We start from the raw sequence: 25,453 nt of genomic DNA, 5'->3' as shown, positions 1-25,453 counted from the left end.
TGACGACAATCCGGTACGGGTGCCGAGAGCCCGCTGATGCTGGTACTGACAGCACCTGGCAGGGGACAGGGCTGAGGTCGACGATGGGGGACGTGACGATGGGGACAGCACAGCGCCGACGGCCGCAGCTCGCCGCTTTCCTGCGCACGAGGAGGGCGCGGGTGACACCGGACGACGTCGGCATGCCACCGGGCTTACGCCGCCGCACACCGGGGCTGCGCCGTGAGGAGGTCGCCCAGCTCTCGGGCGTCGGCGTCACCTGGTACACGTGGCTGGAGCAGGGCCGGCCGATCAACGCGTCGGCCCAGGTCCTGGACGCCGTGGCGCGCGCCCTGCGGCTCGGCCCGCCGGAGCGGGAACACTTGTACCACTTGGCCGAGGTGCCGTACACGCCCGCCCTGGAACCGACCGTGGAGACGGTGAGCCCCGAGGTGCGGGTCACCGTCGACGCGCTCGACCCGCACCCGGCGGTGGTCTACAACGGGCGGTACGACATCCTCGCCACCAACCCCGCCTACTACGACCTGTTCTTCGACGACGGGACGCCCTCCGAGAAACCGCCCAACGCGCTGCGGATGCTCCTCACGGTCCCGGAGCGGGACTGCCCGCTGAGGTTCCGGGAGTCGGAGCTGCCGGTGATGGTGGCGACCCTGCGGGCCGCGTACGGGGTGCATGCCGGCGAACCTGTCTGGGAGCAGTTCATACGCGGGCTCTCCGCGGCCAGTCCGCTGTTCGCACGTCTGTGGGCGAGCGGTGACGTGGTGCAGCCGGGGCGGCGTGTGAAGACGTTCCGGCACGCGGCGGTCGGCGAGTTGCGGATGCGGTCGGTGTCCCTGTCCGTCGACGGGATGCCCGAGTGCCGGATCGTGGTCTACATCCCGGACGACGAGGAGACGGCACGCGCCATGGCCGCGCTGCGAGGGCGGTGCGCAAAAAGTCCCGCTCCCTGAAGGGAACGGGACTTTCGTGAATCAATATCTGTGGAGCTAAGGAGAATTGAACTCCTGACCTCCTGCATGCCATGCAGGCGCTCTACCAACTGAGCTATAGCCCCTCGCGTTCGTCCCGCCTGGCGGGCGAACAAGAAGAACTTTAGCCTGCGACCAGCCGGAAAGTGAAATCCGGGTCAGTCGTCGTCGCCGAGGACCGGCTCGGGCAGTGTGCCGGCGTTGTGCTCCAGGAGACGCCAGCCACGGGCGCCCTCGCCGAGGACGGACCAGCAGCAGTTGGAGAGACCGCCGAGGCTCTCCCAGTGGTGGGACTCCAGGCCGAGCAGGCGCCCTATGGTGGTCCGGATGGTGCCGCCGTGGCTGACCACCACGAGGGTGCCCTCCTCGGGGACCTTGTCGGCGTGCCGCAGCACCACGGGGGCGGCGCGGTCGGCGACCTCGGTCTCCAGTTCACCGCCGCCGCGGCGGATCGGCTCACCGCGCTTCCACGCGGCGTACTCGTCTCCGTGGCGGGCGATGATCTCCTCGTGCGTCAGCCCCTGCCAGACGCCCGCGTAGGTCTCGCGCAGGCCCTCGTCGTGCGTCACCGTGAGGCCGGTGAGCTCGGCGAGTTCGCCCGCGGTGTCCGCCGCGCGCCGGAGGTCCGAGGCGACGATCGCGTCGGGCTTCAGGGAGGCGAGCAGCCGGGCGGCACGGCGGGCCTGCCCGATGCCGGTCTCGGTGAGCTCGACGTCCGTGGTGCCCTGGAAGCGCCGCTCCACGTTCCACGACGTCTGACCATGGCGCCACAGGATGACGCGACGGCCCGGGCCCGGCTTGCGGCGGGACCCGGCGGACGCGGGGGCGGTCACCGCAGACCTCCGAAGTCGGCGGTGTCCTCCTCGGCGCGCAGCTTGGCGTGTTCGGCGGCCTTGCCGCGGGTGGCCTTGGCGTCGGCGGGCAGTTCCAGCTCGGGGCAGTCCTTCCAGAGCCGCTCCAGGGCGTAGAAGACGCGCTCCTCGCTGTGCTGGACGTGGACGACGATGTCGACGTAGTCCAGGAGCACCCAGCGGGCCTCGCGGTCGCCCTCGCGGCGGACCGGCTTGGTGCCGAGTTCCTTGCTGAGCCGCTCCTCGATCTCGTCGACGATCGACTTGACCTGGCGGTCGTTGGGTGCGGAGGCCAGCAGGAAGGCGTCCGTGATCGACAGCACGTCGCTGACGTCGTAGGCGATGATGTCGTGCGCGAGCTTGTCGGCAGCCGCCTGCGCGGCGGCGGAGATGAGCTCGATGGAACGGTCAGTGGCGGTCACTACAAGGCTTTCGGTCGGCGGTCGGGAACCCGTACGGGTTACCCAAGGGTCTCACGGACCGCCGACGCCACCCCACGTCATTACCGGATCGCACCCCGGGAACCCGCTCCGGGCCCCCTGAGGGTGCGCTCCGTCCTCCGTCGCTCCGTCACGAACCGGCTTTGTAGTCCTGGCCGAGGACCACGGAGACGTCCGCGTTCGAGGTGGCCGTGCCCTTCTTCACCGAGGTCGCGGGCAGACCGAGTGTCTTGGCCGCCTCGGTGGCGTTCTCCTTGTCGGCGGCGTCGGTATACGTGACCTGGGAGGTGGCGCGGGCGGCGCCGGCCGTACCGGCCTCCAGGAAGGTGAAGCCGCCATTGAGGAGGGCGACGCGAGCCTGCTCGGTGGCGCCCTTGTCGCCCGTGGCGTTCTGGACGGAGACACGGACCGCGGCGTCCTTGTCGGGGCTCTTGGCGGTGCCGCCGAGCACCGTCTTGACGACCGCGGAGCTGGCCTGGGCGCTCAGGGTGCCGTCACCCTGGACGGGCAGCAGCGCGGTCTTGTAGTCGCCGCCCTTGGCGAGGTCGGCGAGCCTGGCGAGGAAGCTGCCGAGGTCCTTGTCGGTCAGCGAGGGGTCGAGGATCTGCGCCAGCGTCTGCACGGTCACCGTCGCGGCCTGGGTGTCGGAGGAAAGCTTGCGCAGCACGCCCTGCATGACCTGCCCGAACCGCTCCAGCTGGGCGTTCTGGGCCTCGCCGGCGGCGAGGTAGGTGGCGTAGGCGACGGCCATCTTGCCGCTGAGGGTCTGGCCCTCACCCTTCTTCACCAGGGGCGCCGTGCCCTTCTTCGTGGCGTCCGGGTCGGGTACGTCGGCGTTCGTGTCGATGTCGATGTTGCCGACCAGCTCGACGAGGTTCTGCAGGTAGGGGGTGTCGAGCCGCCAGGTGCCCTCGATGTCGGTGCCGAGGACGGTGTCGAGCGCGTCGCGCGTCCCGGAGGAGCCGTCACCGTCGACCGACTTGGCGAGCGTGGTCGTGGAGCCGTTGTCGTCGGTCAGGGCGAGGGAGTTGGGCAGCAGGACGGTGGCGCCCTGCTTCGTGGTGGTGTTGTCGACGAGCAGCACCGTCGAGGTGCCGCCCTTCTTGGTGTTGTGCAGGTGGACGACGACCACGTCCCGCTGCTGGGCCGCCGCGCTGGTCGCACCGCCCGCCTTCGTGTCCGAGGAGGACGCGCCGGGCAGCTTTCCCGCGTACCAGAGATAGCCGACCCCGCCCACCGCCACCAGGGCGAGGACGACGACCAGCGCGATGGCGCGGCCGCGGGCGCGGCGCTTGGCCTCCTCGCGCCGTTCGGTGCGGTTCTCGGTGAAGTTCAGCCAGTCGATGACGTCCTCGGAGTCGCCGGTGGGCTCCTCGACGAAGGCGAACTGCTGGGTGCTGTAGTCGCGTTCACCCTGAGGCTGCGGACCCCCCGGAGCTCGCGGACCGTCGTCCTCGACCGGCCTGCCCTGCTGCGGCACGTGGGCGGTCTGTTCGGCCTGCGCGGTCCGTGGCGTCGGTACCGAGGGCGCCGTCTGCTCGGCGACCCGGGGCTGCTGGCCACTGCTCGCCGCCTGCCCGTAGGGGTCGTACCCGGTGGCCGGGGCCCCGGGGCCGTACGGGTCGTACGAGGGGACGGGCTGCTGCTGCCCGGTCGTGTACGGGTCGTAGCCGTACCCCTCGTACCCCTGGGTCTGGGGCGCCTGCTGCGCGTACGGGTCGTACGGCTGCTGCCCCGGCTGTACCTGTTGCTGGTACTGCTGTGGCGGCGCCACCTGCTGATATATGGGCCGGCCGTAGTCGTCGTAGCCGACGATCTCGTACTGCTGGTCGCCGTCGTACCCCGAGTCGTATCGGTCGTTCACCGGTGCTCCTCTCGGCTCACTCGCCGCGGTACAGCTCGCGCTTGTCGATGTAGCGCACCACACCGTCCGGCACCAGATACCAGACCGGGTCGCCCTTGGCGACCCTCGCACGGCAGTCTGTGGACGAGATGGCCAGGGCGGGAACCTCGACGAGCGAGACACCGCCCTCCGGAAGTCCCGGGTCGGTCAGGGTGTGGCCGGGCCGGGTGACTCCGATGAAGTGCGCGAGGGAGAACAGTTCGTCGGCATCGCGCCAGGTGAGGATCTGGCCGAGCGCGTCGGCCCCCGTGATGAAGAACAGGTCCGTGTCCTGGTTGAGCGCGCGCAGGTCGCGCAGGGTGTCCGTCGTGTATGTCGGGCCACCGCGGTCGAGGTCGATGCGGCTGACCGAGAACTGCGGGTTCTCGGCGGTCGCGATGACCGTCATCAGGTAACGGTCCTCGGCCGGCGACACACTGCGGTTGGTCTTCTGCCACGGCTGCCCGGTCGGTACGAACACCACCTCGTCGAGGTGGAACTGCGCGGCGACCTCACTGGCCGCCACGAGGTGCCCGTGGTGGATCGGATCGAATGTGCCGCCCATGACGCCGAGGCGCCGCTTGCCCGGGCTCGACGGGCCGTTGCCGGCCCCGCGCCGGAGCACCGGACGGTTCTCCGCCTCGCGCGCCGGACGGTCGCCGGCGTTGTTCGCCGGACCGGTAGGCATGTCCTGCTCTCCCATGCGGCAGACCCTACCGGCCCGGCCTGAGGGCACCGGCCGCAGCCTCCGGCCCCTCCTGGACCGGAATCAGCGGTCGCGGTTGAAGCGGGTGGTGATCCACAGCAGGAGCAGCAGGATGAAGAGGGCGCCGCCACCTGTGAGGTAGGGGCTGAGGCTCTCGTGGTTGCCCCCGTGCTCCTCGCCCTCGGCTGCGAGGGTGACCAACTGGGCTGCGGTGCTGTGGAAGCTCATCTTCGGCAGGACCTATCCGGTGAGGGCGGAATAAAGACGTCGGCTCATCGTAAGCGTGCCCGCCGACGGGGATCACGCCGACTCCGCCGACGGGTCCGGGGATGGCCGTGGAGGGGAACTTCCGGCCCGTCTCAGTCGTCCTTCTGCTTGTACCCCCGCAGCAGGAACCACGCGGTCAGGATGCAGCCGAAGAACATCACGATCAGCACGACCCGGAGCAGATCGCCGGATCCCTGCTTCTCGGCGGCTCTCGCGGCCTCGTTGATCCAGTCGGTTACGGGGGTGTGGTCCATCGGATCGCTCCTTAGGGTGTGCTGCCCCGCCACGGTATCTCCGCCTAGGCTGGGCCCCGCTTCGGGGGGCACACAGGGCAATCAGACGCATGGGGGAACACATGTCCGACGACAGCCACGAGAGCAACGGGCACGGGCCGGAGGGGCCCGAGGGTCACGAGCACGTGCCCAGCAGGCAGCGCACCCGCTTCCCGGGGATCTCCTCGCGGGCGTACGAGCACCCGGCCGACCGCTCCGCACTGGTCGCCCTGCGCAGGCTCAGCGGGTTCGACACCGTCTTCAAGGCGCTCAGCGGACTGCTTCCCGAGCGCAGTCTGCGGCTGCTGTTCCTGTCCGACTCCGTGCGCGTCTCGGACCAGCAGTTCGTGCACCTCGACGCCATGCTGCGGGACGCCTGCCACATCCTGGACCTGGAGAAGGTCCCGCCGATGTACGTCAACCAGGACCCGCAGCCCAACGCGATGTGCATCGGCCTGGACGAGCCGATCATCGTCGTCACCACCGGTCTCGTCGAGCTGCTCGACGAGGAGGAAATGCGGGCGGTCATCGGGCACGAGGTCGGACACGCCCTCTCCGGACACTCCGTCTACCGGACGATACTGCTCTTCCTGACCAACCTGGCCCTCCGCGTCGCCTGGATTCCGCTCGGCAACATCGCGATCATGGCGATCGTCACGGGACTGCGCGAGTGGTTCCGCAAGTCGGAGCTGTCCGCCGACCGCGCGGGGCTGCTCGTCGGTCAGGACCTCAAGGCCTCCATGCGCGGCCTGATGAAGATCGCCGGCGGCAACCACCTGCATGAGATGAACGTGGACGCGTTCCTCGCCCAGGCCGAGGAGTACGAGGCGGGGGGCGACCTGCGTGACTCCGTACTGAAGATCCTCAACGTCCTCCCCCGCACCCATCCCTTCACCACCGTGCGCGCCGCCGAGCTGAAGAAGTGGGCGGAGTCCCGCGACTTCCAGCGGATCATGGACGGCCACTACCCGCGCCGTACCGAGGACAAGGACACCTCGGTCTCCGACTCCTTCCGCCAGTCGGCGGCGAGCTACGCGACCAATGTCAAGAACTCCAAGGACCCGCTGATGAAGCTGGTCACCGACATCGCCGGCGGAGCGGGCGACCTCGGCGGCCGGGTCCGGCGCGGATTCGGGGGATACGGCAACTCCGCGCCCGGCGAAGCGCCGCCAAAGGACCAGCCGTCCCGCGACGACGACTGATCGCACGGCAACGAGGACCGAGGACCGGGAAGCAGGTCACACCTTCGGCTGCGCCCCCGCCGCCATCGAGCCGCACAGCGCCGTCGCGCCGCCCGTCGCGTACGGATCCGTACCGGCGGGTCCACCCTCCTTGGCGGTCTGACCGGCCAGCAGCGGGCGGAAGTGGTTCGAGGAGTCCTCGGCGCAGGACAGCGGCCCGGCCTGGACGTAGGAGACGACCAGCCGGGCCTGGTGCATCCGCAGGTCGTCACGGTCGAAGCTGAAGTGCAGTTCGCGCCGGACGGTGAACAGGGACGCCTTCGCCTGCTCGTCGGCCCCGGTCGGCCGCAGCGCGTACACGAACGTGTGGTCCGCGACGACCTCAAGGGTCGTCGAGTCGGTCTCGGTGACCCGCAGGGTTCCCCGCACCCGGATCCTGTCGTCGGCCAGCTGAGCGTGGGAGGGGTCGAAGCGGACCAGCCATCCGGTGGGCGCGTGCCTGCCGTCGGCGGCCGGGCGGTCGAAACTCTGGTCGAACTGGTCGAGCTGGTCCGGGTCGAGCATCACCCGCACGGCACGGACCTCGCTGCCGGCGAGCACCTCCGGATAGAGCGAGGACTCCACCAGGTAGTCCTTGGCGGCGGTCAGGGCGCTGACGACCTGACCGTCCGAGAAGTGCGCGGTGCGCCGCGTGGCGGGCAGCGCGATGCCCTCGGCGCCTGTGCCGAACTGCGCCGCCGGACTATGCGCGAACAGTTGTTCGGGATCGGTTGCGCCGGGCACGGCACCCTGCGGCGCGAGCGGGATGACGGTCATCCGCAGCGGCTCGGGGGACAGCTCGGCGACCGGGCTCTGGTACGGGTTCCGTACGCCCATGTAGATCGCGGTGCCGAAGGCCACGGCGATCAGCACGACCAGGATCAGCACCTGCCGGGACAGCCCCCGGTGCAGGGGCTGGCGACGGCGTACAGCGGGTGCGTGGTCGTCCAGGCGCTCCTGTGCGGAGAACTCCTGAAGCCGGGCAGCGCGGACGAACGACTCGTCGAAGACGACGGATCGGTACTCGTCCTCGCCGCCACCAGGGGCAGCCTCGGGTGTCCCCTCAGGTGGGTCTCCTGGTCCGCCCATACATTCAGAGTAGGTCTCCGGAAGCCTCGGTAAACGCCCTGCCGCATGACAAGTTCTGACAGGTTCTCACCAGGATGGAACAGGGCACGGGCGGGTTCGGGTCAGGGAGTGCGCGGGATCGCCGAGACGGCTGGCTGGGAGTAGTCGGCCGAGGCCGAAGGACTCGTTCCGGTACTCGCTCCGATGCTCGGTCCACTGCCCTGTTCAAGACCGGTCGAGGCGGGCGGCGGCACCTGTTCCTGACGGCTGGAGGACGACCCCCGGTAGACCGCCGTGAACGCCAGCGCGACCATGCCGATCCCCATCACGAGGGCGAGCATCCAGGCGACGGGACGGTGCCAGCGGGAGACCTGTTTGCCGTGCGTCCCTGGAGCGCCGTAGCGGCCCTCCAGGATCTCGGCGTCGTCCAGGTCGTCGAGATCCGGATCATGGCCGAAATAGGCGGGGTCGTCGGGCCCGAAGCCGTCTTCGTAGCGCTCGTCGTCCCCTCTGAGGCCCCTGGCGTGCGCCCGGCGCGCCTCGGCCTCGGAGGCCTCCGCTCTCGCCTGCGCGGCGGCCAGGAGGCGTTCGACGGCGGTCGGCTCGTGCACCACGGCCGCCTGTACGAAGGCCTCGTCGAAGACCACGGAGGCGAACTCTTCGTCCGACACCCCGCGGTCGTGGTCGTCGTCGGGCTCCCAGCCGTCAGGGAAGAACGGCGTGCCCCCCACGTCCTCCGGCACGTGTCCAGAGTAGACCGGGGGTGTCAATTTGGGCAGACAGTAGGGAAATTCAGCTACTGGATGAGATGCGTTTCATGCACCGCCGGCCGCCGTCGCGCGCCCCGGCGGCCGGACCCGTGATCACTCCCGTCAGCGGCGAATGTGCCCGTCACCTGTGACGATGTACTTCGTGCTGGTCAGCTCAGGCAGCCCCATCGGCCCGCGCGCGTGGAGCTTCTGCGTCGAGATGCCGATCTCCGCGCCGAAACCGAACTGACCCCCGTCGGTGAAGCGCGTCGAGGCGTTGACGGCGACCGTCGTCGAGTCGACCAGCTGGGTGAAGCGGCGGGCGGCCTGCTGCGAGGTCGTCACGATCGCCTCCGTGTGCCCGGAGGTCCACAGCCGGATGTGCTCGACGGCCCGGTCCAGCGAGTCGACGACGGCGGCGGCGATGTCGTACGACAGGTACTCGGTCTCCCAGTCCTCCGGGGTCGCCTCGACCACCGTGGCCTTCGAGTCCTTCGCGTACGCCAGCACGCGCTCGTCGGCGTGCACGGTGACCCCGGCCTCGGCCAGCGCGTCGAGGGCGCGCGGCAGGAACTCGGGGGCGATGTCCTGGTGGACGAGGAGCGTCTCGGCGGAGTTGCAGACGCTGGGGCGCTGCGCCTTGGAGTTGAGGAGGATGTCGATCGCCATGTCGAGATCGGCCTGCGCGTCCACGTACACATGGCAGTTGCCCGTGCCGGTCTCGATGACGGGAACGGTCGACTCCTGGACGACGGTCCGGATCAGGGAGGCGCCGCCGCGCGGGATGAGTACGTCGACCAGACCACGGGCGCGCATCAGTTCCCGTACGGACTCGCGGCCCTCGCCGGGTACGAGCTGCACGGCGTCGGCAGGCAGGCCGGCCCCGCCGACGGCGTCGCGCAGCACCCGTACCAGGGCGGTGTTCGACTCGAACGCGGAGGACGAGCCGCGCAGCAGGACCGCGTTGCCGGACTTGAGGCAGAGGGCGGCGGCGTCGACCGTCACGTTCGGGCGGGCCTCGTAGATGATGCCGACGACGCCCAGCGGGACGCGGACCTGGCGCAGGTCGATGCCGTTGGGGAGGGTGGAGCCGCGGACGACCTCGCCGACCGGGTCGGGCAGCGCCACCACGTCCCGTACGTCGGAGGCGATCGCGCGCACCCGCTCCGGGGTGAGCTTCAGCCGGTCGATGACCGTCTCGCTGGTGCCGGCCTCGCGCGCGCGGGCGATGTCCCTGGCGTTGGCCTCGACGATTTCGCTGGTACGGACCTCCAGCGCGTCCGCGATGGCGAGCAGCGCGTCGTCCTTCTCGGCCCGCGGAAGGGGGGCGAGGTCGGCGGCGGCGGCCTTGGCGCGGTAGGCGGCCTGTGTGACCGGGGACATCGAGTCGTACGGCGAAAGCGTGGTCATGAGGGAAGCGTAGTGCGCCGGACAGAACCGTCCACCGGCTATCCCAAACCCCGAGACAAGCCCCTGAGACCCGCAAAAGGGTGACCCCGGTGAGGGCCGGAAGCAGAAGGGGTGGAACTAGAACTAGAAGGGGTGGACGCCGACCGGGGTCGCCGGCAGCGGGCCGAAGCCCTCAGCGATGCGGTAGTGGTAGGTCTCGCGGTCGATGACCTCCAGCCCGACGATCTCCCAGGGCGGCAGCTGCGCGGTCTGGCGGTGCTCGCCCCACAGACGCAGGGCGACGGCCGCGGCGTCGTGCAGGTCGCGGGCCTCTTCCCAGTAGCGGATCTCCGCGTGGTCGTTGGCGTATCTGCTGGTCAGCAGGAAGGGATGGTCGTGGGCGAGCTGTTCCAGGCCGCGCCGGACCTCCTTCAGCGGGGCCTCGGCGCCGGAGACGCTGAGCGTGACATGCCACAAGCGCGGCACGTCCTTCGGCTCCTCGTACGCCTCCTCGTAGCGGGCACCCGCCGCGACGCTGGTCAGGGCGCGCTCCTCGCCCACCTTGCGGGAGGCGGTTCCACCGCGGGACGCCGCCGCCCCAGGGCGCACTCGTCTCACGGCGGCCTCCTTTACCCGATGGTCGTGCGGAATCTCCCTGAAACAGAGAGAAGCAGGTGCGCACGCTTCATGGGGCACTTTTGCGGAACGTCCACCTCACGGCGGGCCAATTTGCGGGGCGTTCCCCCTGTTTTCGGCCTTTGCGGGACTGAAGGTAAGGAGAGGGTCAACGGGCCCTAAGGATTCAGGATGACGAGGTCGTCCCTGTGCACGACCTCGCGCTCGTACGCGGGACCCAGTTCGCGGGCCAGTTCGCGGGTCGAGCGGCCGATCAGCTGGGGGATCTCCTTGGCGTCGAAGTTGACGAGCCCGCGTGCGACGGCGTGGCCCGCGCTGTCGCGCAGTTCGACCGGGTCGCCCGCGACGAACTCGCCCTCGACGGCGGCGATACCGGCCGGCAGCAGCGACGTACGCCGGTCCACCACCGCGCGCACGGCGCCGTCGTCGAGGGTGAGCGAGCCCTGCGGGGTGGAGGCGTGCTGGAGCCAGAGGAGGCGGTCGGCGGAGCGCCTGCCGGTGGCGTGGAAGTAGGTGCCCGTGTCCCGGCCGGCGAGGGCGTCGGCAGCGTGGATCGCGCTGGTCAGGACCACGGGGATGCCGGCGGCGGCGGCGATCCGCGCGGCCTCGACCTTGGTGACCATGCCGCCGGTGCCGACGCCGGCCTTGCCCGCGCTGCCGATGTCGACGTGGGCGAGGTCGGCGGGGCTACGCACCTCGGCGATGCGTGCCGTGCCGGGCTTGCTGGGGTCGCCGTCGTACACGCCGTCGATGTCGGACAGCAGGACGAGGAGGTCTGCACGTACGAGGTGGGCGACGAGGGCCGCGAGGCGGTCGTTGTCGCCGAAGCGGATCTCGTCCGTGGCGACGGTGTCGTTCTCGTTGACGACCGGGAGCGCGCCCATCGCGAGGAGCTTGTCGAGGGTGCGTGAGGCGTTGCGGTGGTGGGCGCGCCGGCTGGTGTCGTCGGAGGTCAGGAGCACCTGGCCGACACGGATGCCGTGGCGGGCGCAGGAGGCGGTGTAGCGGGCGACGAGGAGCCCCTGCCCGACGCTGGCGGCGGCCTGCTGGCGGGCCAGGTCCTTGGGGCGCCGACGCAGGCCGAGGGGGGCGAGACCTGCGGCGATGGCACCGGAGGAGACGAGAACGATCTCCTTCTCGCCGCCGCTGCGGCTCTTGGCGAGGACGTCGACGAGCGCGTCGACCCGGTCGGCGTCGAGGCCGCCGGTCGCGGTGGTCAGCGACGAGGAACCCACTTTGACGACAATCCTGTGGGCCTCTGCGACGGCCTGCCTTGCCCCTGCCACCTGCGTTCTGTCCCCTCGGGTCGTCCTGCTGCGCTGCCGGGCAATTTACGCGAACAGGGGTGGGGGGTGTGCATTGGTCCAGTGGGCGGACGGGGATCTCACCGACATTCCGTACCGTCGGGGCCCGGTGCGCGACGGCACCACCCGACACCGACCCCGGCACTCTGGCAACATCCCCTCGGCACTCAGCACTCTTGTCAGTTTTTCAGGGGGACTTGTGAATCTCGCGCCTCGCGCGTCAAACCACAACCACAACCACAACCACGGTCACAGCCGCAGATCCGACCGTTTCGCCGCGATCCTGGCCTCGCTCTCGCTCGCCGCCGGGCTCCAACTCGGCCTGGCCGGCGACGCGTCCGCCGCCGTCACCGCAGGCCCGGTCTTCAACAACCCGACCGGAACGGTCGCCGAGCAGCGGGCCGTCCGCACCCGACTCCTCGACTACATAGGCCAGTCGGAGTCGGGCTCGTCCGTCCGGGCCTCGGTCTACCACCTGTGGGACGAGGGCCTCGCCCAGGCTCTCGCCGACGCCCACACCCGCGGCGTCGACGTGCAGCTGATGCTGGACTCGAGCGACGTCAGCGGCGCCGACGACCCCTCGTACGGCATCCTGAGCTCGGCGCTCGGCACCGACCTCGCCCAGAGCTCGTTCGTCGGACTGTGCCCGGTCGACAGGTCCTGCCTGGGGCAGCCCGCCCAGGGCGCCTCCATCAACCACAACAAGTTCTGGCTGTTCTCGCAGCTCGACGGCGCGTCCGACGTCGTCGTACAGACCTCGTCGAACATGACGCCGTCCAGCTACAGCCGCTTCTGGAACGACGCGTACGTCCTGCCGGACAACACGGCGATCTACACCGCGTACCGCGACTACTTCACGGAGCTGACCGGCAGGGACTGGGCGAACTGGCGGTACACCTCCACCACCAGCAGCCCGTACAAGGCGTACTTCTTCCCGCGCCCCGCCGACGATCCCTCTCCGGGTGACACCATCACCGCCGTTCTCGACAACGTCACCTGCACCTACACCGAGAGCGGCACGACGAAGCACACCAAGGTGCGGGTCGGGATGTTCAAGCTCACGCGGCTGGCCGTGGCCCAGAAGCTGGTCGCGCTGCAGAAGGCCGGCTGCGCGGTCGACATCGTCTACTCACAGACGGACAGCGGCAGTTCGAGCGGCACCTGGGAGACCCTGCATGCTTCGGGCGGCCCGGCCCTGCGCTGTTACAACTGGGACGACGACGGCAACACGAAGACCGCCGCGCGCATCATCCACTCCAAGTACCTGCTGATCGAGGGCAAGTACGACGGCACGGCGAGCCAGAAGGTCCTGTGGACCGGCAGCCACAACTACTCCGGCCCGGCCCTCACCAAGAACGACGAGGCGCTTCTGAAGGTCGACAGCAACGCGGACCACGACGCCTACGTCACCGCCTTCAACGCGGCCAAAGCAGCGGCGGTCCCCGGCACGGCCGACAGCACCAACGCCTGCAAGGGCATCAGCGGCACGACTGAGGACTAGGACGCAGGGGCTCGTCCCGAGGAGCGATCCTCAGGACGGGCCCCGCTACTCCGGACGCTCAGGTCCGCGCGGCCGCCGCCTGCCGCTTCTGCCCGGCGTTGCGCGCCTCGGCCTTCACCGCGAGGTCCGCCGTCGCGGTGTTGAACTGCTCGATGGACAGCGGCTCGTCGGGCCCGAGCAGATACCGCTTGAGCTCCGCGCGCTCACCGGCCAGCGGATCGGCGGCCGGGTCACGCACCGCGTCCAGCAACTGCCCGAGCTCTTCGGCACTGTTGGTGAGGATCACGGCGGCGCGTACGGCGGTGTTCTGCCGCTTGAACTCCTCCGCGCCCAGCGCCGCCGAGTCCGTCACGGCGTACGGCTTGCCGCTCGCGATGAAGTCGGAGACCACGCTGGAGATGTCGGAGACCATCGCGTCGGACACGTTGAAGCAGTCGTACAGCCGTGGCTCGGCGCCCGTGACGACCCGGTGCTCCCCGGCGCTGAACGAATGCCAGTACGCGTCGTTCCACTCGGTGCGCAGCTTCGCGATCTCCTCGTGCCGCTCCGCGTCGACGACCCCGTCCCGGGTCGCCTCCGCCTCGTCGCCCTTCTCCCCGGCGGGCCCGGCCAGTTCGGCGAGCCGTGCCTCGATGCGTGCGAGGTCGGCCTTGGCGCGCGTCTGCTCGCCGACGTCGCCCAGGAAGCGCGGGTCGGCGGCCCGCTCGACCGCGGCCTTCTCGACCAGCGCGGTGATCCGCTCGTGGGCGGCCTTGGCCTCGTCGCTGCGAGTGCCGGTGAAGGGGTGCGGCTTGTACAGCACACGGACGGGCGGGTCGGCCGACACCAGCTCGCGCACGATGTTCTCGCCGGCGAGGAGGAGGGAGGTGTTGCCGGGGTCGTCGTCCCAGCCTTCCCAGGTGGGGGCGTAGAGAACCGTCGGGATCCCACTGCTGTCCGGCGCCCCCTGCGGCCCTTGGATGGGCGCCAGTTGGGGCCGCCCGACCTCGACGATGTCCTCGTCCCGGACCCCCACGTCGGCGATCGCGTACCGGTCGCGCCCGGCCCGCCCGGCGACCCACACCTCGTCGTAGGCCTTGCTGAACGGGTTCACGCTGGCGATCTTGTCGCTGTCGCCGTGCCCGATGAAGACGTGCTTCATGGTCGGTACGCGCAACAGGTGGATGTTCTTGCCGACGTTCGCCGCGTAGAGCGCGACCCGGACCGTGCGCAGGTCCAGGTTCATCAGATGGATGCCGCCGGGCACACAGATGACGGGGACGGTCGTGGGCGCGAGGTTCTGCAGGATGACGCGTTCCCGAAGGACGATCAGCGGCCGGCTGTCCAGCTGCTCCATCGTCTCCAGCCACATGTTGACCTGGTACGCCGAGTCCTTGGAGCCGGAGAAGTACAGCACCGTCTGCGGCCGGTACTCCCGCAGCCACGCGTCCGTCGCCGCGAGCACCGTCTCCGCGTCCGGCGGAATGCGACGCCCCCTGATGTAGGGCGCGAGGGCGACCACGTACAGGAACGCCAGTCCGAGGGTTACACCGACGCCGACCATGCCGTACGCCGTCGAGTCCGTCATGGTGGTGACCAGGATGCCGGTCACCGCGGCCAGGTCGAGGTGGAGCATCTTCTCGGTGGAGCGGTCCAGCAGGAAGCGCGGCGGGGCATCCGGGATGGCGATGCGCGAGGCCAGGTCGACATTGCGGGTGGCGACCGGCATCCGGCGGCGGTTGCGGATCAGTGTGATCAGAGCGCCGTGGGGGGCCTGGAAGCCGTAGAACGCGATGAAGCAGGCGATCGCCGCGTAGAAGATCATGCTCCTGGAGAGGTCCAGGCGTGCCAGCAGCAACAGCACCAGCAGTTCCCGAACCAGGAACCTGATGGAGACACCCGCCCGCACCTTGCTGAGGCGGTTGACCAGATAGCTGCCCCGGTGGTGCAGATAGTGGTCCGCCAGGTAGGTCACTGCGGCGGCGACGGCGAAGGCGGGCGCGCTCGGGAGGAGCGCGGCCAGCATGAGACAGGGGAAGCCCAGCATCATGAGGACCGCCGCGGCCAGTTCGGCCGGGCTGCCCACCCGGGCGACGCGAATAGCAGTGGAAATCAAGGAGAACCTGTATCTGGGAAATACCCGGGAACAATCCGGGAATTATCTGGGGGTCTGTCCGGTGGTTTTTGTGGATTCCGTGTGGACTTTATGTCGAGAGTCGCAAATTCGCCGTCAAGCTTCACGCCGTGTGGTCGTGCCACGCCGTCATGCTAGGTCGTCGTTCTGACGGTCGAGGACACCGGCGAGCGCCTGTTCGAAGCCGGAAGCCCGGCCGGCCGCGGCCGTCGGGTCCTGCTGGCGGACATCGATGACATGCCCGGTCAACTCGGACAGCAGCACGTCCAGCGAGGTACGGGCCACCGCCTCGGAGGACAGCAGCGAACCCGCGGGCTCCTGACCGAAGGCCTTCGTACGCATCGGCGTGGCCGTGCGCTCGGGGTTGACGCAGTTGACGCGGACGCCGTCGCCGGCCCATTCGTCCGAGAGGGCCTGGGTGAGGTTCACCATCGCGGCCTTGGTGGAGGAGTAGAGGCTGTACTCGGCTCGGCCGCGCGTATAGCTGCTGGAGGTGTAGAGGAGCAGCTGGCCCTTGGTCTCGGCGAGGTACTTGTAGGCCGACCGGGCGATCTGTACGGGGGCCAGGTAGTTGACCTTCAGCGCTTCCTCGATGGTCGCGTTGTCGGTCTCGGCGAGCTTGCCGATCCGCAGTACGCCGGCCGTGTTGACGACGTAGTCGATGCGCCCCGTCTCGGAGTACGCCCTGGACAGCGCGTCATCGACCTCCTCCGGGTTCTCGACGTGCGTACCGGTGGTCGAGCGCCCGAGGGCGTACACCTTGGCGCCGTACCCCTCGGCCAGCTCGGCGATGTCCTTGCCGATGCCGTAGGACCCGCCGAAGACGACGAGGGTCCTGCCGGTGAGCAACTCACGATAGGCCTCCTCGCTCATCTGTTCGGGGGTGGCGGCGGAGGCGAGCTGGAAGAGCTTGTCGGCGATGAACACGTCGACGGGCTGGGTGACCTTCATGTTGTACTCGTCGCCCGCGACGACGTGGATCGGCACATCCGGCAGATACCGGAGTACGACCGAACAGTCGTCCGTGGCCTGGAAGTTGGGGTCGCCGGCCGCGACCTCGTAGGCCCGTCGGATGGTCGACAGCTTGAACGCCTGGGGCGTTTGACCGCGCCGCAGCCGCGAGCGGTCGGGGATCTCGGTGATGAACTCACCGTCGTCGCCGTGCGTGCGCGTGACGATGATCGTATCGGCGGAGGGGATGGCGACGTCGACCGCCTGATACCGCTCAAGGGCGACCACGCAGTCGTCGATGACCCGCTGGGACAGCAGCGGCCGTACGGCGTCGTGGAACAGGACGTTCCGGTCCTCGCCCTCGGCCAGCCCCTCCCCCAGCGCCTCGATGGCCCGCTCGGTGGTGTCGTTGCGCGTGGCGCCACCCTCGATGACGCGGGTGACCTTCCTGAAACCGGCCTTGGCGACGATCTTCTCGACGTCGGCCACATAGCCGGGTGCCATCAGCACGATGACGTCGTCGATCGAATCCGCGTGCTCGAATGTGCTCAGGGTGTGCTCGATGACCGCCTTACCCGCGATCTTCAGCAACTGCTTCGGAATCGACAGACCCACCCGCTGACCGGTGCCGCCGGCGAGGACGACGGCGGTGGTACGGGGCTTGGCTTTGCGCTGGGACACGGGCGACCTACCTCGGGGCAACGGAGAACCCTGAAATCGTCCCACCTGCGGTTACCGCAGTGCAAGGTGAGCGCCCTCCGCGGCATATGTGTGCGCAACCTGTCATTCACCTTGCACCCGAGGTCGGAGAAGGAGCGCCCGAAGACATCGGAAGAGAGTTGAGCCCGTCCGCCGGAATTCCTGTGAGTAATGGCACAGAAATTGCGCCGGTGATTCTGTGATCGGCCGACCGTAAGCCCTTTCGCCGGTCAGACCTTCCGCACTCCCGGTTTTCCGGACTCCACATGAAGCTTCGCGAGCGTTCGGGAGGCGGAGGTGGGCTTGGTAACGGTGTCCGCGACCCGGACCTGGGCGTCGATACCTGTGCGCCGGATGTCGAAGAGATGGTAACCGCGGTGGTTGTCGATGACCTTCCAGTGCGGGTTGTCACCCATACGCGCGTCCCACTCCTTGTGGAAGGCGACCGGGTCCTGGTCCCCGTTGCTGGATATGGACGTACCGACGAACTCGGAACCGACGACCGCCGATCCGGGATCCGCGAAGTCCCGCTTGAGGTCGCTGATCATGGTGAGGTGGCGGTCGCCGCTGAGAACCACAGGGTTGCTGACGTTCGCGAACTCGGCGAGCAGAGCGTTGCGTTCGACCTGGTAGCCGTCCCAGGCGTCGTAGTACCAGAGTTTGCCGTCACCGATCTTGAGGTCGGTCTCGGCCATCATGATCTGCGAGGCGATGAGGTTCCACCGGGCCTCGGACCCGCGCAGGCTGTCCAGCAGCCACTGCTTCTGGGCGGCACCGAGCATGGTCATCGCCGGGTCCTGGGCGCCGGCCTGGCTGGTGGCCTGGTCGCTGCGGTACTGCCGGGTGTCGAGCACGTTGAGCCGCACGAGCCGCCCGAAGTCGAGCCGCCGGTGCATCCGTATGTGGGGACCGATGGGCACGGCCGTGGCGCGTACGGGCATGTGCTCGTAGTAGGCCTGGTAGCCGGCGGTGAGCCGGGCGGCGAACGCTTCCGGCGTCTGCTTGTCGGGATCCTGCGGGACGCCCCCGGCGAAGTCGTTGTCGATCTCGTGGTCGTCGAAGGTGACGACGAAGGGCGCGGCGGCGTGCATCGCCTTGAGGTGCGGGTCGCTGCGGTACTGGGCGTACCGGTTGCGGTACTGGACGAGGCTGTACGGCTCGCCGCTGCCCTCGTGCTTGCGTACGCCGGTGGTCGCGGGCGTGGACTCGTATATGTAGTCGCCGACGAAGACGACGAGGTCCGGATCCTGGGCGAGCATGTCGGCGTACGGCGTGAAGTAGCCGTGCTGCCAGTTCTGGCAGGAGGCGAGCGCGAGCCGCAGCTGGTTGCCGGAGACGAACTGCCGGGGAGCGGTACGGGTACGCCCCACGGGCGAGAGCTGCCCACTGGTCCGGAACCGGTACCAGTAGTGCCGGTCGGGGCTCAGCCCCCGTACATCGGCGTGCACGCTGTGCCCGTACTCGGGCCGGGCCCAGGCGTACCCGCGCCGGACCTTCCGCCGGAACCGGGAGTCCTCGGAGATCTGCCATTCGACGACAACAGCCCGATCAGGCATCCCACCGCCGTTGAGCGGATCGGGAGCGAGCCGGGTCCACAGCACGACACCGTCGGGCAACGGGTCCCCTGAGGCGACCCCGAGGCTGAACACCCCGGCGGGCAGCGGGGTCTGCGCGGCCCGGGCGGTCCCCGCCAGCAGAAGCTGCCCGGACGCGGCGGCCCCGACGGCGGCAGCGCCGGCGGTCAGAAACCGGCGTCTGCCGGGTGAAACAACTCCACTCATCGTCGAACTCCGTTGCCTGGGTGGCCTCTTGGACCTACGGAAGCTCCCACGACAGCCCGACCGACCCGCTGAACGGCAACTAACGAGTACATGACAAATGCAGGTACACCCCCAGCCCGTCCGGGGGTCCCCCTTCTGGGGGAGTTCGAGAACGAGCGCGTTCAGCGCGAAGGGGGGGTCTGGGGCGCAGCCCCCAGGTTCAGGATGGGACGGGCAGGGGCGGCGGGGGCGAAAAACCCAACCCGCCCCGCCCGCACCCCCTAGAACGGCTCGAAGTCGTCGAACTCCTGCTGCGCCTCGTCCCGCTCCGCCTGCTGATCGCGCCGCCGCTGCGCAGCAGGCCGCGGCACGTCAAGCCGGTGGTCCTCCCCACGCCGCCCCAGCATCTCCGCCCCCGCCATGACCGTGGGCTCCCAGTCGAACACCACGGCGTTGTCCTCGGGACCGATGGCCACGCCGTCGCCCGACCGGGCCCCCGCCTTCATCAACTTGTCCTCGACACCCAGCCTGTTGAGCCGGTCGGCGAGGTAGCCGACCGCCTCGTCGTTGCTGAAGTCGGTCTGCCGCACCCAGCGCTCGGGCTTCTCGCCCCGCACCCGGAAGAGTCCGTCCTCCTCCTGGACGACGGTGAAGCCCGCGTCGTCGACGGCCTTCGGCCGGATGACGATCCGGGTCGCCTCTTCCTTCGGCTTCGCGGCCCGAGCCTGCCCGACCATCTCGGCGAGCCCGAACGACAACTCCTTCAGCCCGATATGGGCGACGGCGGAGACCTCGTACACCTGGTACCCACGAGCCTCAAGCTCGGGCCGAACCATTTCAGCGAGATCCAGACCGTCCGGCACGTCGACCTTGTTCAGCACCACGATCCGCGGCCGGTCCCCCAGCCCCCCGTACTGCTTCAGCTCCTCCTCGATGATGTCGAGGTCGGAGACGGGATCACGCTCGGACTCCAGCGTCGCCGTGTCCAGCACATGCACGAGCACACTGCACCGCTCCACGTGCCGCAGGAACTCCAGTCCGAGCCCCTTGCCCTGGCTGGCACCGGGAATGAGCCCGGGCACATCGGCGATGGTGTAGACGGTGGACCCGGCTGTCACCACACCCAGATTCGGCACAAGCGTCGTGAACGGATAGTCGGCGATCTTCGGCTTGGCGGCGCTGAGCACCGAGATCAGCGACGACTTACCGGCACTCGGATACCCCACGAGCGCCACGTCGGCGACCGTCTTCAGCTCCAGGACGATGTCCTGCAAACCCCCGGGCACACCGAGCAGCGCGAACCCGGGCGCCTTGCGCCGGGCCGAGGACAGCGCGGCGTTGCCGAGCCCACCGCGCCCGCCGTCCGCGGCGACGTACGAGGTCCCGTGCCCGACCATGTCGGCGAGCACGTTGCCCTCCTTGTCGAGAACGACCGTCCCGTCCGGCACGGGCAGAACCAGGTCCTGACCGTCCTTGCCGGACCGGTTGCCGCCCTCGCCGGGCTTGCCGCTGGTGGCCTTGCGGTGCGGGGAGTGGTGGTAGTCGAGCAGCGTGGTGACGGACTGGTCGACGGTGAGGATCACGTCACCGCCGCGCCCGCCGTTGCCGCCGTCGGGCCCGCCCAGCGGCTTGAACTTCTCACGGTGGACGGAGGCACAGCCGTGACCTCCGCTACCCGCGGCGACATGCAGCTCGACGCGGTCCACGAAGGTGGTCATGGGATGTGCCTCCAGTTACGAACGAAAAACTCTGTCTACGTGTCTCCATGCCCTGCTCGGAAAACACGTCTCTTACGAGAAACACGCGAAAGGCGGACCCGCTTCCCGAACGGGAAGTGAGGTCCGCCTCGCGAAAGAACCGATCAGGCGACCGGAACGATGTTCACGACCTTGCGACCACGGTGGGTACCGAACTCCACGGCACCGGCGGCCAGCGCGAACAGCGTGTCGTCCTTGCCACGGCCGACGCTCGCGCCGGGGTGGAAGTGGGTGCCACGCTGGCGGACCAGGATCTCACCGGCGTTGACGACCTGACCGCCGAAGCGCTTCACGCCGAGCCGCTGAGCATTTGAGTCGCGACCGTTCCGGGTGGACGATGCGCCCTTCTTGTGTGCCATCTCTCCTCAGTCCCTTACTTCGCAGCCGCGGGGATCTCAGTGACCTTGATCGCCGTGTACTGCTGGCGGTGGCCCTGACGACGGCGGTAGCCGGTCTTGTTCTTGTAGCGAAGGATGTCGATCTTGACGCCCTTGTGGTGGTCCACGATCTCGGCCTGGACCTTGATGCCGGCCAGGACCCACGGGTCGCTGGTCACAGCGTCGCCGTCGACAACGAGCAGGGTCGAGAGCTCGACCGTGTCGCCAACCTTGGCAGTGGAAATCTTGTCAACCTCAACGATGTCGCCGACAGCAACCTTGTGCTGGCGACCACCGCTGCGCACGATGGCGTACACGCAGATCTCACTCTCTCGCTCGGGAACGACACCCCCGCAGTCCAGCCGCCCGGCAAAAGCGAGTGGCCTCTCCCGCCGCACCCAAATGGCCGGTGCTCAGGAGGACGAGGTTTACGGGGATGTGGCGCGTCACGGAAAAAAACTATGGACACGCCGACGCTCAAGATTACGGGCCCGACCTGAACGGGTCAAACCGAGCCCCTGTCCCCCACTCACGAGGCTCGCAAACGCTCCTGACGAAAACGGCGGCCCGCCCGGAGAAACCCGGACGGACCGCCGCGCTACCGCATCGCCGCGCAGACAACCGCGGAGGGGATCAGCCTTCCGTGGCCGCCGAGACGGACTCCTGCGCCGACGGCTCGGCCGCAGCAGTCGTCTTCTTCGACGCCGTCTTCTTCGCCGTGGCCTTCTTGGCGGCCGTCGTCGTCTTCTTGGCAGCCGTCTTCTTGACCGCAGCCGTCTTCTTCGCGGGGGCCTTCTTGGCCGTGGTCGCCTTCTTGACGGCGGTCTTGCGCGCCGTCTTCTTGGCGGGAACCGCTTCCTCGGCGGCGACCTCATCGGCGGGCGCCGAAGCCTCGGTGACCGTCGGGACGACCACGACGGCCGCCTCCTCGGACGAGGTGGGCGCGGTGGCCTTGCGCACGGCACGTCGCCGCGGCCGGGCCGGAGCCGCGCTCTCGGTCACCACGGCCGCCGCGGTGTCCACGGAGGCCTCGACCGGAGCCGGAGCCGCCACGGGCTCCACCACCGCCTCGACGACGACCGGCACCACGGTCTCGGCCACAGCCTCGTCCGCCGCCTGCGGCGAACCGGCCGGAGCCGACACCTTGCGGGTGGCCCGACGACGCGTACGCCCCTTGGGAGCCGCATCGTCCTGCACCGCGACCGGCGCCTCGGCAACCGGCGCCTCGACGACCGGATCCTCGACAGCCACGGGCTCGGCGTGAGCAACAGCCTCCGGAACAGCGACCGGCGCCGCATCCGGAACCACGGAGGCCTCGGTGACCACGGACTCGGCCGTACGAGTATCAGCACCACGCCCGTAAGCCCCACGGGACTCGGACCTGGGCGCTCCGGCCGGAGCCGAAGCCCGCCTGCTGGCGCGCCGCCTCGAACGGCCACCCCGGCCGGCCGCGGCCTCCGCCTCGGCGGCGCTGTTGTACAGCTCCTCGTCGGGCTCGAAGACCGGCGCCGACAGCGCGACGGGCGCCGCGACCTCGGCGGCGACCTCGGCCGGCGTCTCCTCGGCGGACTCCGCCGCTTCCTCGGCCCCGTCCACGTACACGTCGTGCTCGTGGGCCTCGTGGGCCTCGTGGGTGTGGTCGAGCTCGTGCTCGGCACCGCCACGGCCGCGCTTCTTGCGCTTGCCGCCGCCTCCACTGGAGGTCGGCTGCTCCATGTGCACGATGACACCGCGGCCGTTGCAGTGGACGCAGGTCTCGGAGAACGACTCCAGGAGGCCCTGCCCGACCCGCTTGCGGGTCATCTGCACGAGCCCCAGCGACGTGACCTCGGCCACCTGGTGCTTCGTACGGTCGCGGCCCAGGCACTCCAGCAGACGCCGCAGCACCAGATCCCTGTTCGACTCCAGGACCATGTCGATGAAGTCGATGACGACGATGCCGCCCAGGTCGCGCAGCCGCAGCTGGCGCACGATCTCCTCGGCCGCCTCCAGGTTGTTCCTGGTGACCGTCTCCTCCAGGTTGCCGCCCTGGCCGGTGAACTTGCCGGTGTTGACGTCGACGACGATCATCGCCTCGGTCTTGTCGATCACCAGCGAGCCGCCGCTGGGCAGCCACACCTTGCGGTCGAGCGCCTTGGCGAGCTGCTCGTCGATGCGGTACGTCGCGAAGACGTCGACCTCGGAGGTCCACTTCGACAGCCGGTCCGTCAGGTCCGGGGCCACGTGGGCCACGTACCCGTGGATGGTCTGCCAGGCCTCGTCACCGCTGACGATGACCTTGGTGAAGTCCTCGTTGAAGATGTCGCGCACGACGCGGACGGTCATGTCCGGCTCGCCGTACAGCAGAGTCGGCGCATTCGAGCTGCCGCCGCTCTTCGACTTCTTCTCGATGTCCTCCCACTGCGCCTGGAGCCGCTCGACGTCACGGCGCAGCTCGTCCTCGCTCGCGCCCTCGGCGGCGGTGCGCACGATGACGCCCGCGTCCTCAGGGACGATCTTCTTGAGGATGGTCTTCAGACGCGCGCGCTCGGTGTCGGGCAGCTTGCGGCTGATACCGGTCATCGACCCCTCGGGGACATAGACCAGGTAACGGCCGGGCAGCGAGACCTGACTCGTCAGACGCGCGCCCTTGTGCCCGATCGGATCCTTCGTGACCTGCACGAGCACCGACTGACCGGACTTCAGCGCACTCTCGATGCGCCGCGGCCCGTGGGCCATCCCCAGCGCCTCGAAGTTGACCTCACCGGCGTAGAGCACGGCGTTGCGGCCCTTGCCGATGTCGATGAACGCTGCCTCCATGGAGGGCAGCACGTTCTGGACCTTGCCCAGGTAGACGTTGCCGACGTACGAGGTCGACTGCTCCTTGTTGACGTAGTGCTCGACGAGCACGTTGTCCTCAAGGACACCGATCTGGGTGCGGTCGCCGTACTGGCGTACGACCATCACACGCTCGACGGCCTCGCGGCGGGCCAGGAACTCTGCCTCGGTGATGATCGGAACGCGCCGGCGCCCCTGCTCACGGCCTTCCCGGCGGCGCTGCTTCTTGGCCTCGAGGCGCGTCGAACCCTTGATCGACTGCACTTCGTCGCTCGGGTACTCCTCGCGCTTGGCGCGCGGCTCGCGGACCTTGACGACCGTGCGCTCGGGGTCGCTGTCACCCAGCACCGGCTCGCTCTCGCCGGAGGAGTCACCGGCACGACGCCGGCGACGGCGACGGCGACGGCTGCTGGCGGAACCGGAACCGCCCTGCTCGTCGCGCTCGTCCTCCTCGGCGTCCTCGTCCACCTGGTCGGCGGTGTCCACGGCGTCCGCAGCATCCTCAACGGACCGCGCGGCCTGCTCGCCGGCGTACTCGTCGTCACCGGACTCGATGTCGGAGTCGGCGGACTCGCCCCGGCGCCTACGACGGCCACCGCGGCGGCGGCGCCGGCGCGAACCGGGGCCCTCCTCGCCGTCGTCGTCCGCGTCACCACTGTCCTCGGCGGACTCGTAGGCGTCGTCGACGCCCTCGGTCTCCTCCGGCTCCTCGACCACGACGGGCGCGGCGGCCACGGGCTCCTCGTCGCCACCCCGGCGACGGCGGCGGCGGCGCGGTGCCTGCTCCTCCACGACGGTCTCGACGACGACCGGAGCGGCCTCGACGGCCTCTTCCTCGGTCTCAACGACGTCATCGACCGCCTCGGCGGCAGCCGCGGCAGCGGCCCGCTCGGGCGTCTGGAACATCGGCTCGGCGAAGACGGGCGCCTGGAACACGGCGACCGCGGGACGCGCGGGACGCCGCCCACCCTCGCTGTCACCGTTCTTCACGGCGGGCGCCGGGGCGGAGAACCCGACGGCGGCCTTACGGGCGACCCGACGACGCCCGCGACGCGACGAGGCGTCCTCGGGGACAGGCTCGGGCTCGGGCTCCACCTCGGCCTGGGCAACCTCCGCGACAGCCGCGGGCGCCTCTTCGACGGGGGCGGGAGCCACCGGGGCGGCTGCCTCGGCCTCGGCTGCGGGCGCGGAGACCCGGCGCGTGGCCCGACGGCGGGCACGCGGAGCAGGCGCGGCCTCCTCCATAACGCTCTCCTCGCCCTTCTCGCCGCTCTCCTCGGCAGTCGGGGCGGATACGGCGGTCACGGCCGGTTCGTCAACGACTGCCTCGGCAGCCTTGGCGGGCGCACCGGCAGGCGCGGACGCGCGCCGGGTGGCCCGACGACGCGTACGAGGAGCGGGCGCCTCGGCGGCCACTGCTTCGTCGACGTGGTGATCGATCTCGTCGGCCTCTGCGGGCGGTACGGCCGGCGCTGTGGTCTCGGCCACAGCTGCGGCTTCGGCCCCGGCGACAGGCGGTCCCGCGGGGCGGGACGCTGCGCGGCGCCGACGGCGCGGCGGCAGGGTGTCGCTGGGGGTGTCGTGTGCGGAACCCTCGGTGGGGTCCGAAACAGGTTCGGTCGGTTCGAGCATGCGGGCGGTTCTCCCGTCAGGCTCCCGGGCGCCGCACCTGGTCCGGCTTGGATGCCGGTGACGTCCGCGGCTCGCGCAGTGCGCGGTGCCGCCG

Annotated in this window: 21 protein-coding genes and 1 tRNA gene; 3 read left to right on the top strand and 19 right to left on the bottom strand. The window is 69.6% G+C overall.

Going from position 1 to position 25,453, the window contains the following annotated elements; translation table 11 throughout:
* Positions 1 to 98 precede the first annotated feature (98 nt).
* A complete protein-coding gene (locus OG734_RS32665; protein WP_330293874.1) occupies positions 99 to 950 on the top strand; it encodes a helix-turn-helix transcriptional regulator in 852 nt (283 codons plus the stop codon).
* A gap of 31 nt (positions 951 to 981) precedes the next feature.
* On the opposite strand, the gene OG734_RS32660 is transcribed toward OG734_RS32665, so the two are convergent.
* From OG734_RS32660 to OG734_RS32630, 7 genes are all read right to left on the bottom strand, one after another.
* Positions 982 to 1,054, bottom strand: a tRNA-Ala gene (locus tag OG734_RS32660).
* 72 nt (positions 1,055 to 1,126) lie between these two features.
* Positions 1,127 to 1,801, bottom strand: coding sequence for a histidine phosphatase family protein (locus tag OG734_RS32655; RefSeq protein ID WP_330291020.1), 675 nt, complete (start codon positions 1,799 to 1,801; stop codon positions 1,127 to 1,129).
* The gene (gene rsfS / locus OG734_RS32650) at positions 1,798 to 2,241 is read right to left on the bottom strand and encodes a ribosome silencing factor (RefSeq protein ID WP_327694856.1); all 444 of its coding nucleotides are present in this window, start codon (positions 2,239 to 2,241) and stop codon (positions 1,798 to 1,800) included. The genes OG734_RS32655 and rsfS overlap by 4 nt, the downstream gene beginning before the upstream one ends.
* 148 nt (positions 2,242 to 2,389) lie before the next feature.
* Positions 2,390 to 4,123, bottom strand: a complete 1,734-nt coding sequence (locus tag OG734_RS32645) for an LCP family protein (RefSeq protein ID WP_330291019.1) — start codon at positions 4,121 to 4,123, stop codon at positions 2,390 to 2,392.
* A gap of 16 nt (positions 4,124 to 4,139) precedes the next feature.
* Positions 4,140 to 4,844, bottom strand: a complete 705-nt coding sequence (gene nadD / locus OG734_RS32640; protein WP_330291018.1) for a nicotinate-nucleotide adenylyltransferase — start codon at positions 4,842 to 4,844, stop codon at positions 4,140 to 4,142.
* A 66-nt stretch (positions 4,845 to 4,910) separates the two neighbouring features.
* Entirely contained in the window at positions 4,911 to 5,075 is a 165-nt protein-coding gene (locus OG734_RS32635) for a hypothetical protein (RefSeq protein ID WP_003990192.1), read from the bottom strand.
* A 131-nt stretch (positions 5,076 to 5,206) separates the two neighbouring features.
* Positions 5,207 to 5,368, bottom strand: coding sequence for a hypothetical protein (locus tag OG734_RS32630; RefSeq protein ID WP_330291017.1), 162 nt, complete (start codon positions 5,366 to 5,368; stop codon positions 5,207 to 5,209).
* Positions 5,369 to 5,469: 101 nt separating this feature from the next.
* Here OG734_RS32630 and OG734_RS32625 point away from each other — a divergent pair, with 101 nt between their 5' ends.
* A complete protein-coding gene (locus tag OG734_RS32625) occupies positions 5,470 to 6,588 on the top strand; it encodes a M48 family metallopeptidase (RefSeq protein ID WP_330291016.1) in 1,119 nt (372 codons plus the stop codon).
* Positions 6,589 to 6,624: 36 nt separating this feature from the next.
* On the opposite strand, the gene OG734_RS32620 is transcribed toward OG734_RS32625, so the two are convergent.
* From OG734_RS32620 to proB, 5 genes are all read right to left on the bottom strand, one after another.
* On the bottom strand, positions 6,625 to 7,695 hold the full coding sequence (locus tag OG734_RS32620; protein ID WP_330291015.1) for an SCO2583 family membrane protein: 1,071 nt from the start codon (positions 7,693 to 7,695) through the stop codon (positions 6,625 to 6,627).
* A gap of 101 nt (positions 7,696 to 7,796) precedes the next feature.
* Entirely contained in the window at positions 7,797 to 8,417 is a 621-nt protein-coding gene (locus tag OG734_RS32615) for an SCO2584 family spore wall biosynthesis protein (RefSeq protein WP_330291014.1), read from the bottom strand.
* A gap of 129 nt (positions 8,418 to 8,546) precedes the next feature.
* Positions 8,547 to 9,833: a glutamate-5-semialdehyde dehydrogenase gene (locus OG734_RS32610; protein WP_330291013.1), complete on the bottom strand. Its 1,287-nt coding sequence runs from the start codon at positions 9,831 to 9,833 to the stop codon at positions 8,547 to 8,549.
* A gap of 123 nt (positions 9,834 to 9,956) precedes the next feature.
* On the bottom strand, positions 9,957 to 10,421 hold the full coding sequence (locus OG734_RS32605; protein ID WP_330293873.1) for a hypothetical protein: 465 nt from the start codon (positions 10,419 to 10,421) through the stop codon (positions 9,957 to 9,959).
* Positions 10,422 to 10,606: 185 nt separating this feature from the next.
* The gene (gene proB / locus OG734_RS32600; protein WP_330291012.1) at positions 10,607 to 11,734 is read right to left on the bottom strand and encodes a glutamate 5-kinase; all 1,128 of its coding nucleotides are present in this window, start codon (positions 11,732 to 11,734) and stop codon (positions 10,607 to 10,609) included.
* A 217-nt stretch (positions 11,735 to 11,951) separates the two neighbouring features.
* Here proB and OG734_RS32595 point away from each other — a divergent pair, with 217 nt between their 5' ends.
* Positions 11,952 to 13,253: a phospholipase D-like domain-containing protein gene (locus OG734_RS32595; protein WP_330291011.1), complete on the top strand. Its 1,302-nt coding sequence runs from the start codon at positions 11,952 to 11,954 to the stop codon at positions 13,251 to 13,253.
* A 58-nt stretch (positions 13,254 to 13,311) separates the two neighbouring features.
* Here the strand turns inward: OG734_RS32595 and OG734_RS32590 are convergent, their stop codons facing one another.
* The 7 genes from OG734_RS32590 to OG734_RS32560 all read right to left on the bottom strand — a co-directional run bounded on the left by OG734_RS32590 (position 13,312) and on the right by OG734_RS32560 (position 25,359).
* Entirely contained in the window at positions 13,312 to 15,318 is a 2,007-nt protein-coding gene (locus tag OG734_RS32590; RefSeq protein ID WP_330293872.1) for a hypothetical protein, read from the bottom strand.
* 177 nt (positions 15,319 to 15,495) lie between these two features.
* Entirely contained in the window at positions 15,496 to 16,998 is a 1,503-nt protein-coding gene (locus OG734_RS32585) for a bifunctional cytidylyltransferase/SDR family oxidoreductase (protein WP_330291010.1), read from the bottom strand.
* Positions 16,999 to 17,246: 248 nt separating this feature from the next.
* The gene (locus OG734_RS32580; RefSeq protein WP_330291009.1) at positions 17,247 to 18,797 is read right to left on the bottom strand and encodes an alkaline phosphatase D family protein; all 1,551 of its coding nucleotides are present in this window, start codon (positions 18,795 to 18,797) and stop codon (positions 17,247 to 17,249) included.
* 260 nt (positions 18,798 to 19,057) lie between these two features.
* Positions 19,058 to 20,494, bottom strand: coding sequence for a GTPase ObgE (obgE, locus tag OG734_RS32575; RefSeq protein WP_330291008.1), 1,437 nt, complete (start codon positions 20,492 to 20,494; stop codon positions 19,058 to 19,060).
* Between the two features lie 143 nt (positions 20,495 to 20,637).
* Positions 20,638 to 20,892, bottom strand: coding sequence for a 50S ribosomal protein L27 (gene rpmA / locus OG734_RS32570; RefSeq protein ID WP_006374707.1), 255 nt, complete (start codon positions 20,890 to 20,892; stop codon positions 20,638 to 20,640).
* Between the two features lie 14 nt (positions 20,893 to 20,906).
* Positions 20,907 to 21,227, bottom strand: a complete 321-nt coding sequence (gene rplU, locus OG734_RS32565; RefSeq protein ID WP_006374708.1) for a 50S ribosomal protein L21 — start codon at positions 21,225 to 21,227, stop codon at positions 20,907 to 20,909.
* A 316-nt stretch (positions 21,228 to 21,543) separates the two neighbouring features.
* Positions 21,544 to 25,359, bottom strand: a complete 3,816-nt coding sequence (locus OG734_RS32560; RefSeq protein ID WP_330291007.1) for an Rne/Rng family ribonuclease — start codon at positions 25,357 to 25,359, stop codon at positions 21,544 to 21,546.
* Positions 25,360 to 25,453 lie beyond the last annotated feature (94 nt).

Origin of the sequence: Streptomyces sp. NBC_00576, from assembly GCF_036345175.1 — a bacterium.
Taxonomy (GTDB): domain Bacteria; phylum Actinomycetota; class Actinomycetes; order Streptomycetales; family Streptomycetaceae; genus Streptomyces.
Note: the sequence above shows the minus strand (reverse complement) of the source record. Positions and strands in the feature narration are given on the sequence as shown.

Bases quoted from the DNA above. Each gene is read 5' to 3' on its own strand.
- OG734_RS32665 (WP_330293874.1), top strand. From the start codon at position 99: ATGGGGACAGCACAGCGCCGACGGCCGCAGCTCGCCGCTTTCCTGCGC.
- nadD (WP_330291018.1), bottom strand. From the start codon at position 4,844: ATGGGAGAGCAGGACATGCCTACCGGTCCGGCGAACAACGCCGGCGAC.
- OG734_RS32635 (WP_003990192.1), bottom strand. From the start codon at position 5,075: ATGAGCTTCCACAGCACCGCAGCCCAGTTGGTCACCCTCGCAGCCGAG.
- OG734_RS32630 (WP_330291017.1), bottom strand. From the start codon at position 5,368: ATGGACCACACCCCCGTAACCGACTGGATCAACGAGGCCGCGAGAGCC.
- OG734_RS32625 (WP_330291016.1), top strand. From the start codon at position 5,470: ATGTCCGACGACAGCCACGAGAGCAACGGGCACGGGCCGGAGGGGCCC.
- OG734_RS32620 (WP_330291015.1), bottom strand. From the start codon at position 7,695: ATGGGCGGACCAGGAGACCCACCTGAGGGGACACCCGAGGCTGCCCCT.
- OG734_RS32610 (WP_330291013.1), bottom strand. From the start codon at position 9,833: ATGACCACGCTTTCGCCGTACGACTCGATGTCCCCGGTCACACAGGCC.
- OG734_RS32580 (WP_330291009.1), bottom strand. From the start codon at position 18,797: ATGAGTGGAGTTGTTTCACCCGGCAGACGCCGGTTTCTGACCGCCGGC.
- obgE (WP_330291008.1), bottom strand. From the start codon at position 20,494: ATGACCACCTTCGTGGACCGCGTCGAGCTGCATGTCGCCGCGGGTAGC.
- rpmA (WP_006374707.1), bottom strand. From the start codon at position 20,892: ATGGCACACAAGAAGGGCGCATCGTCCACCCGGAACGGTCGCGACTCA.
- OG734_RS32560 (WP_330291007.1), bottom strand. From the start codon at position 25,359: ATGCTCGAACCGACCGAACCTGTTTCGGACCCCACCGAGGGTTCCGCA.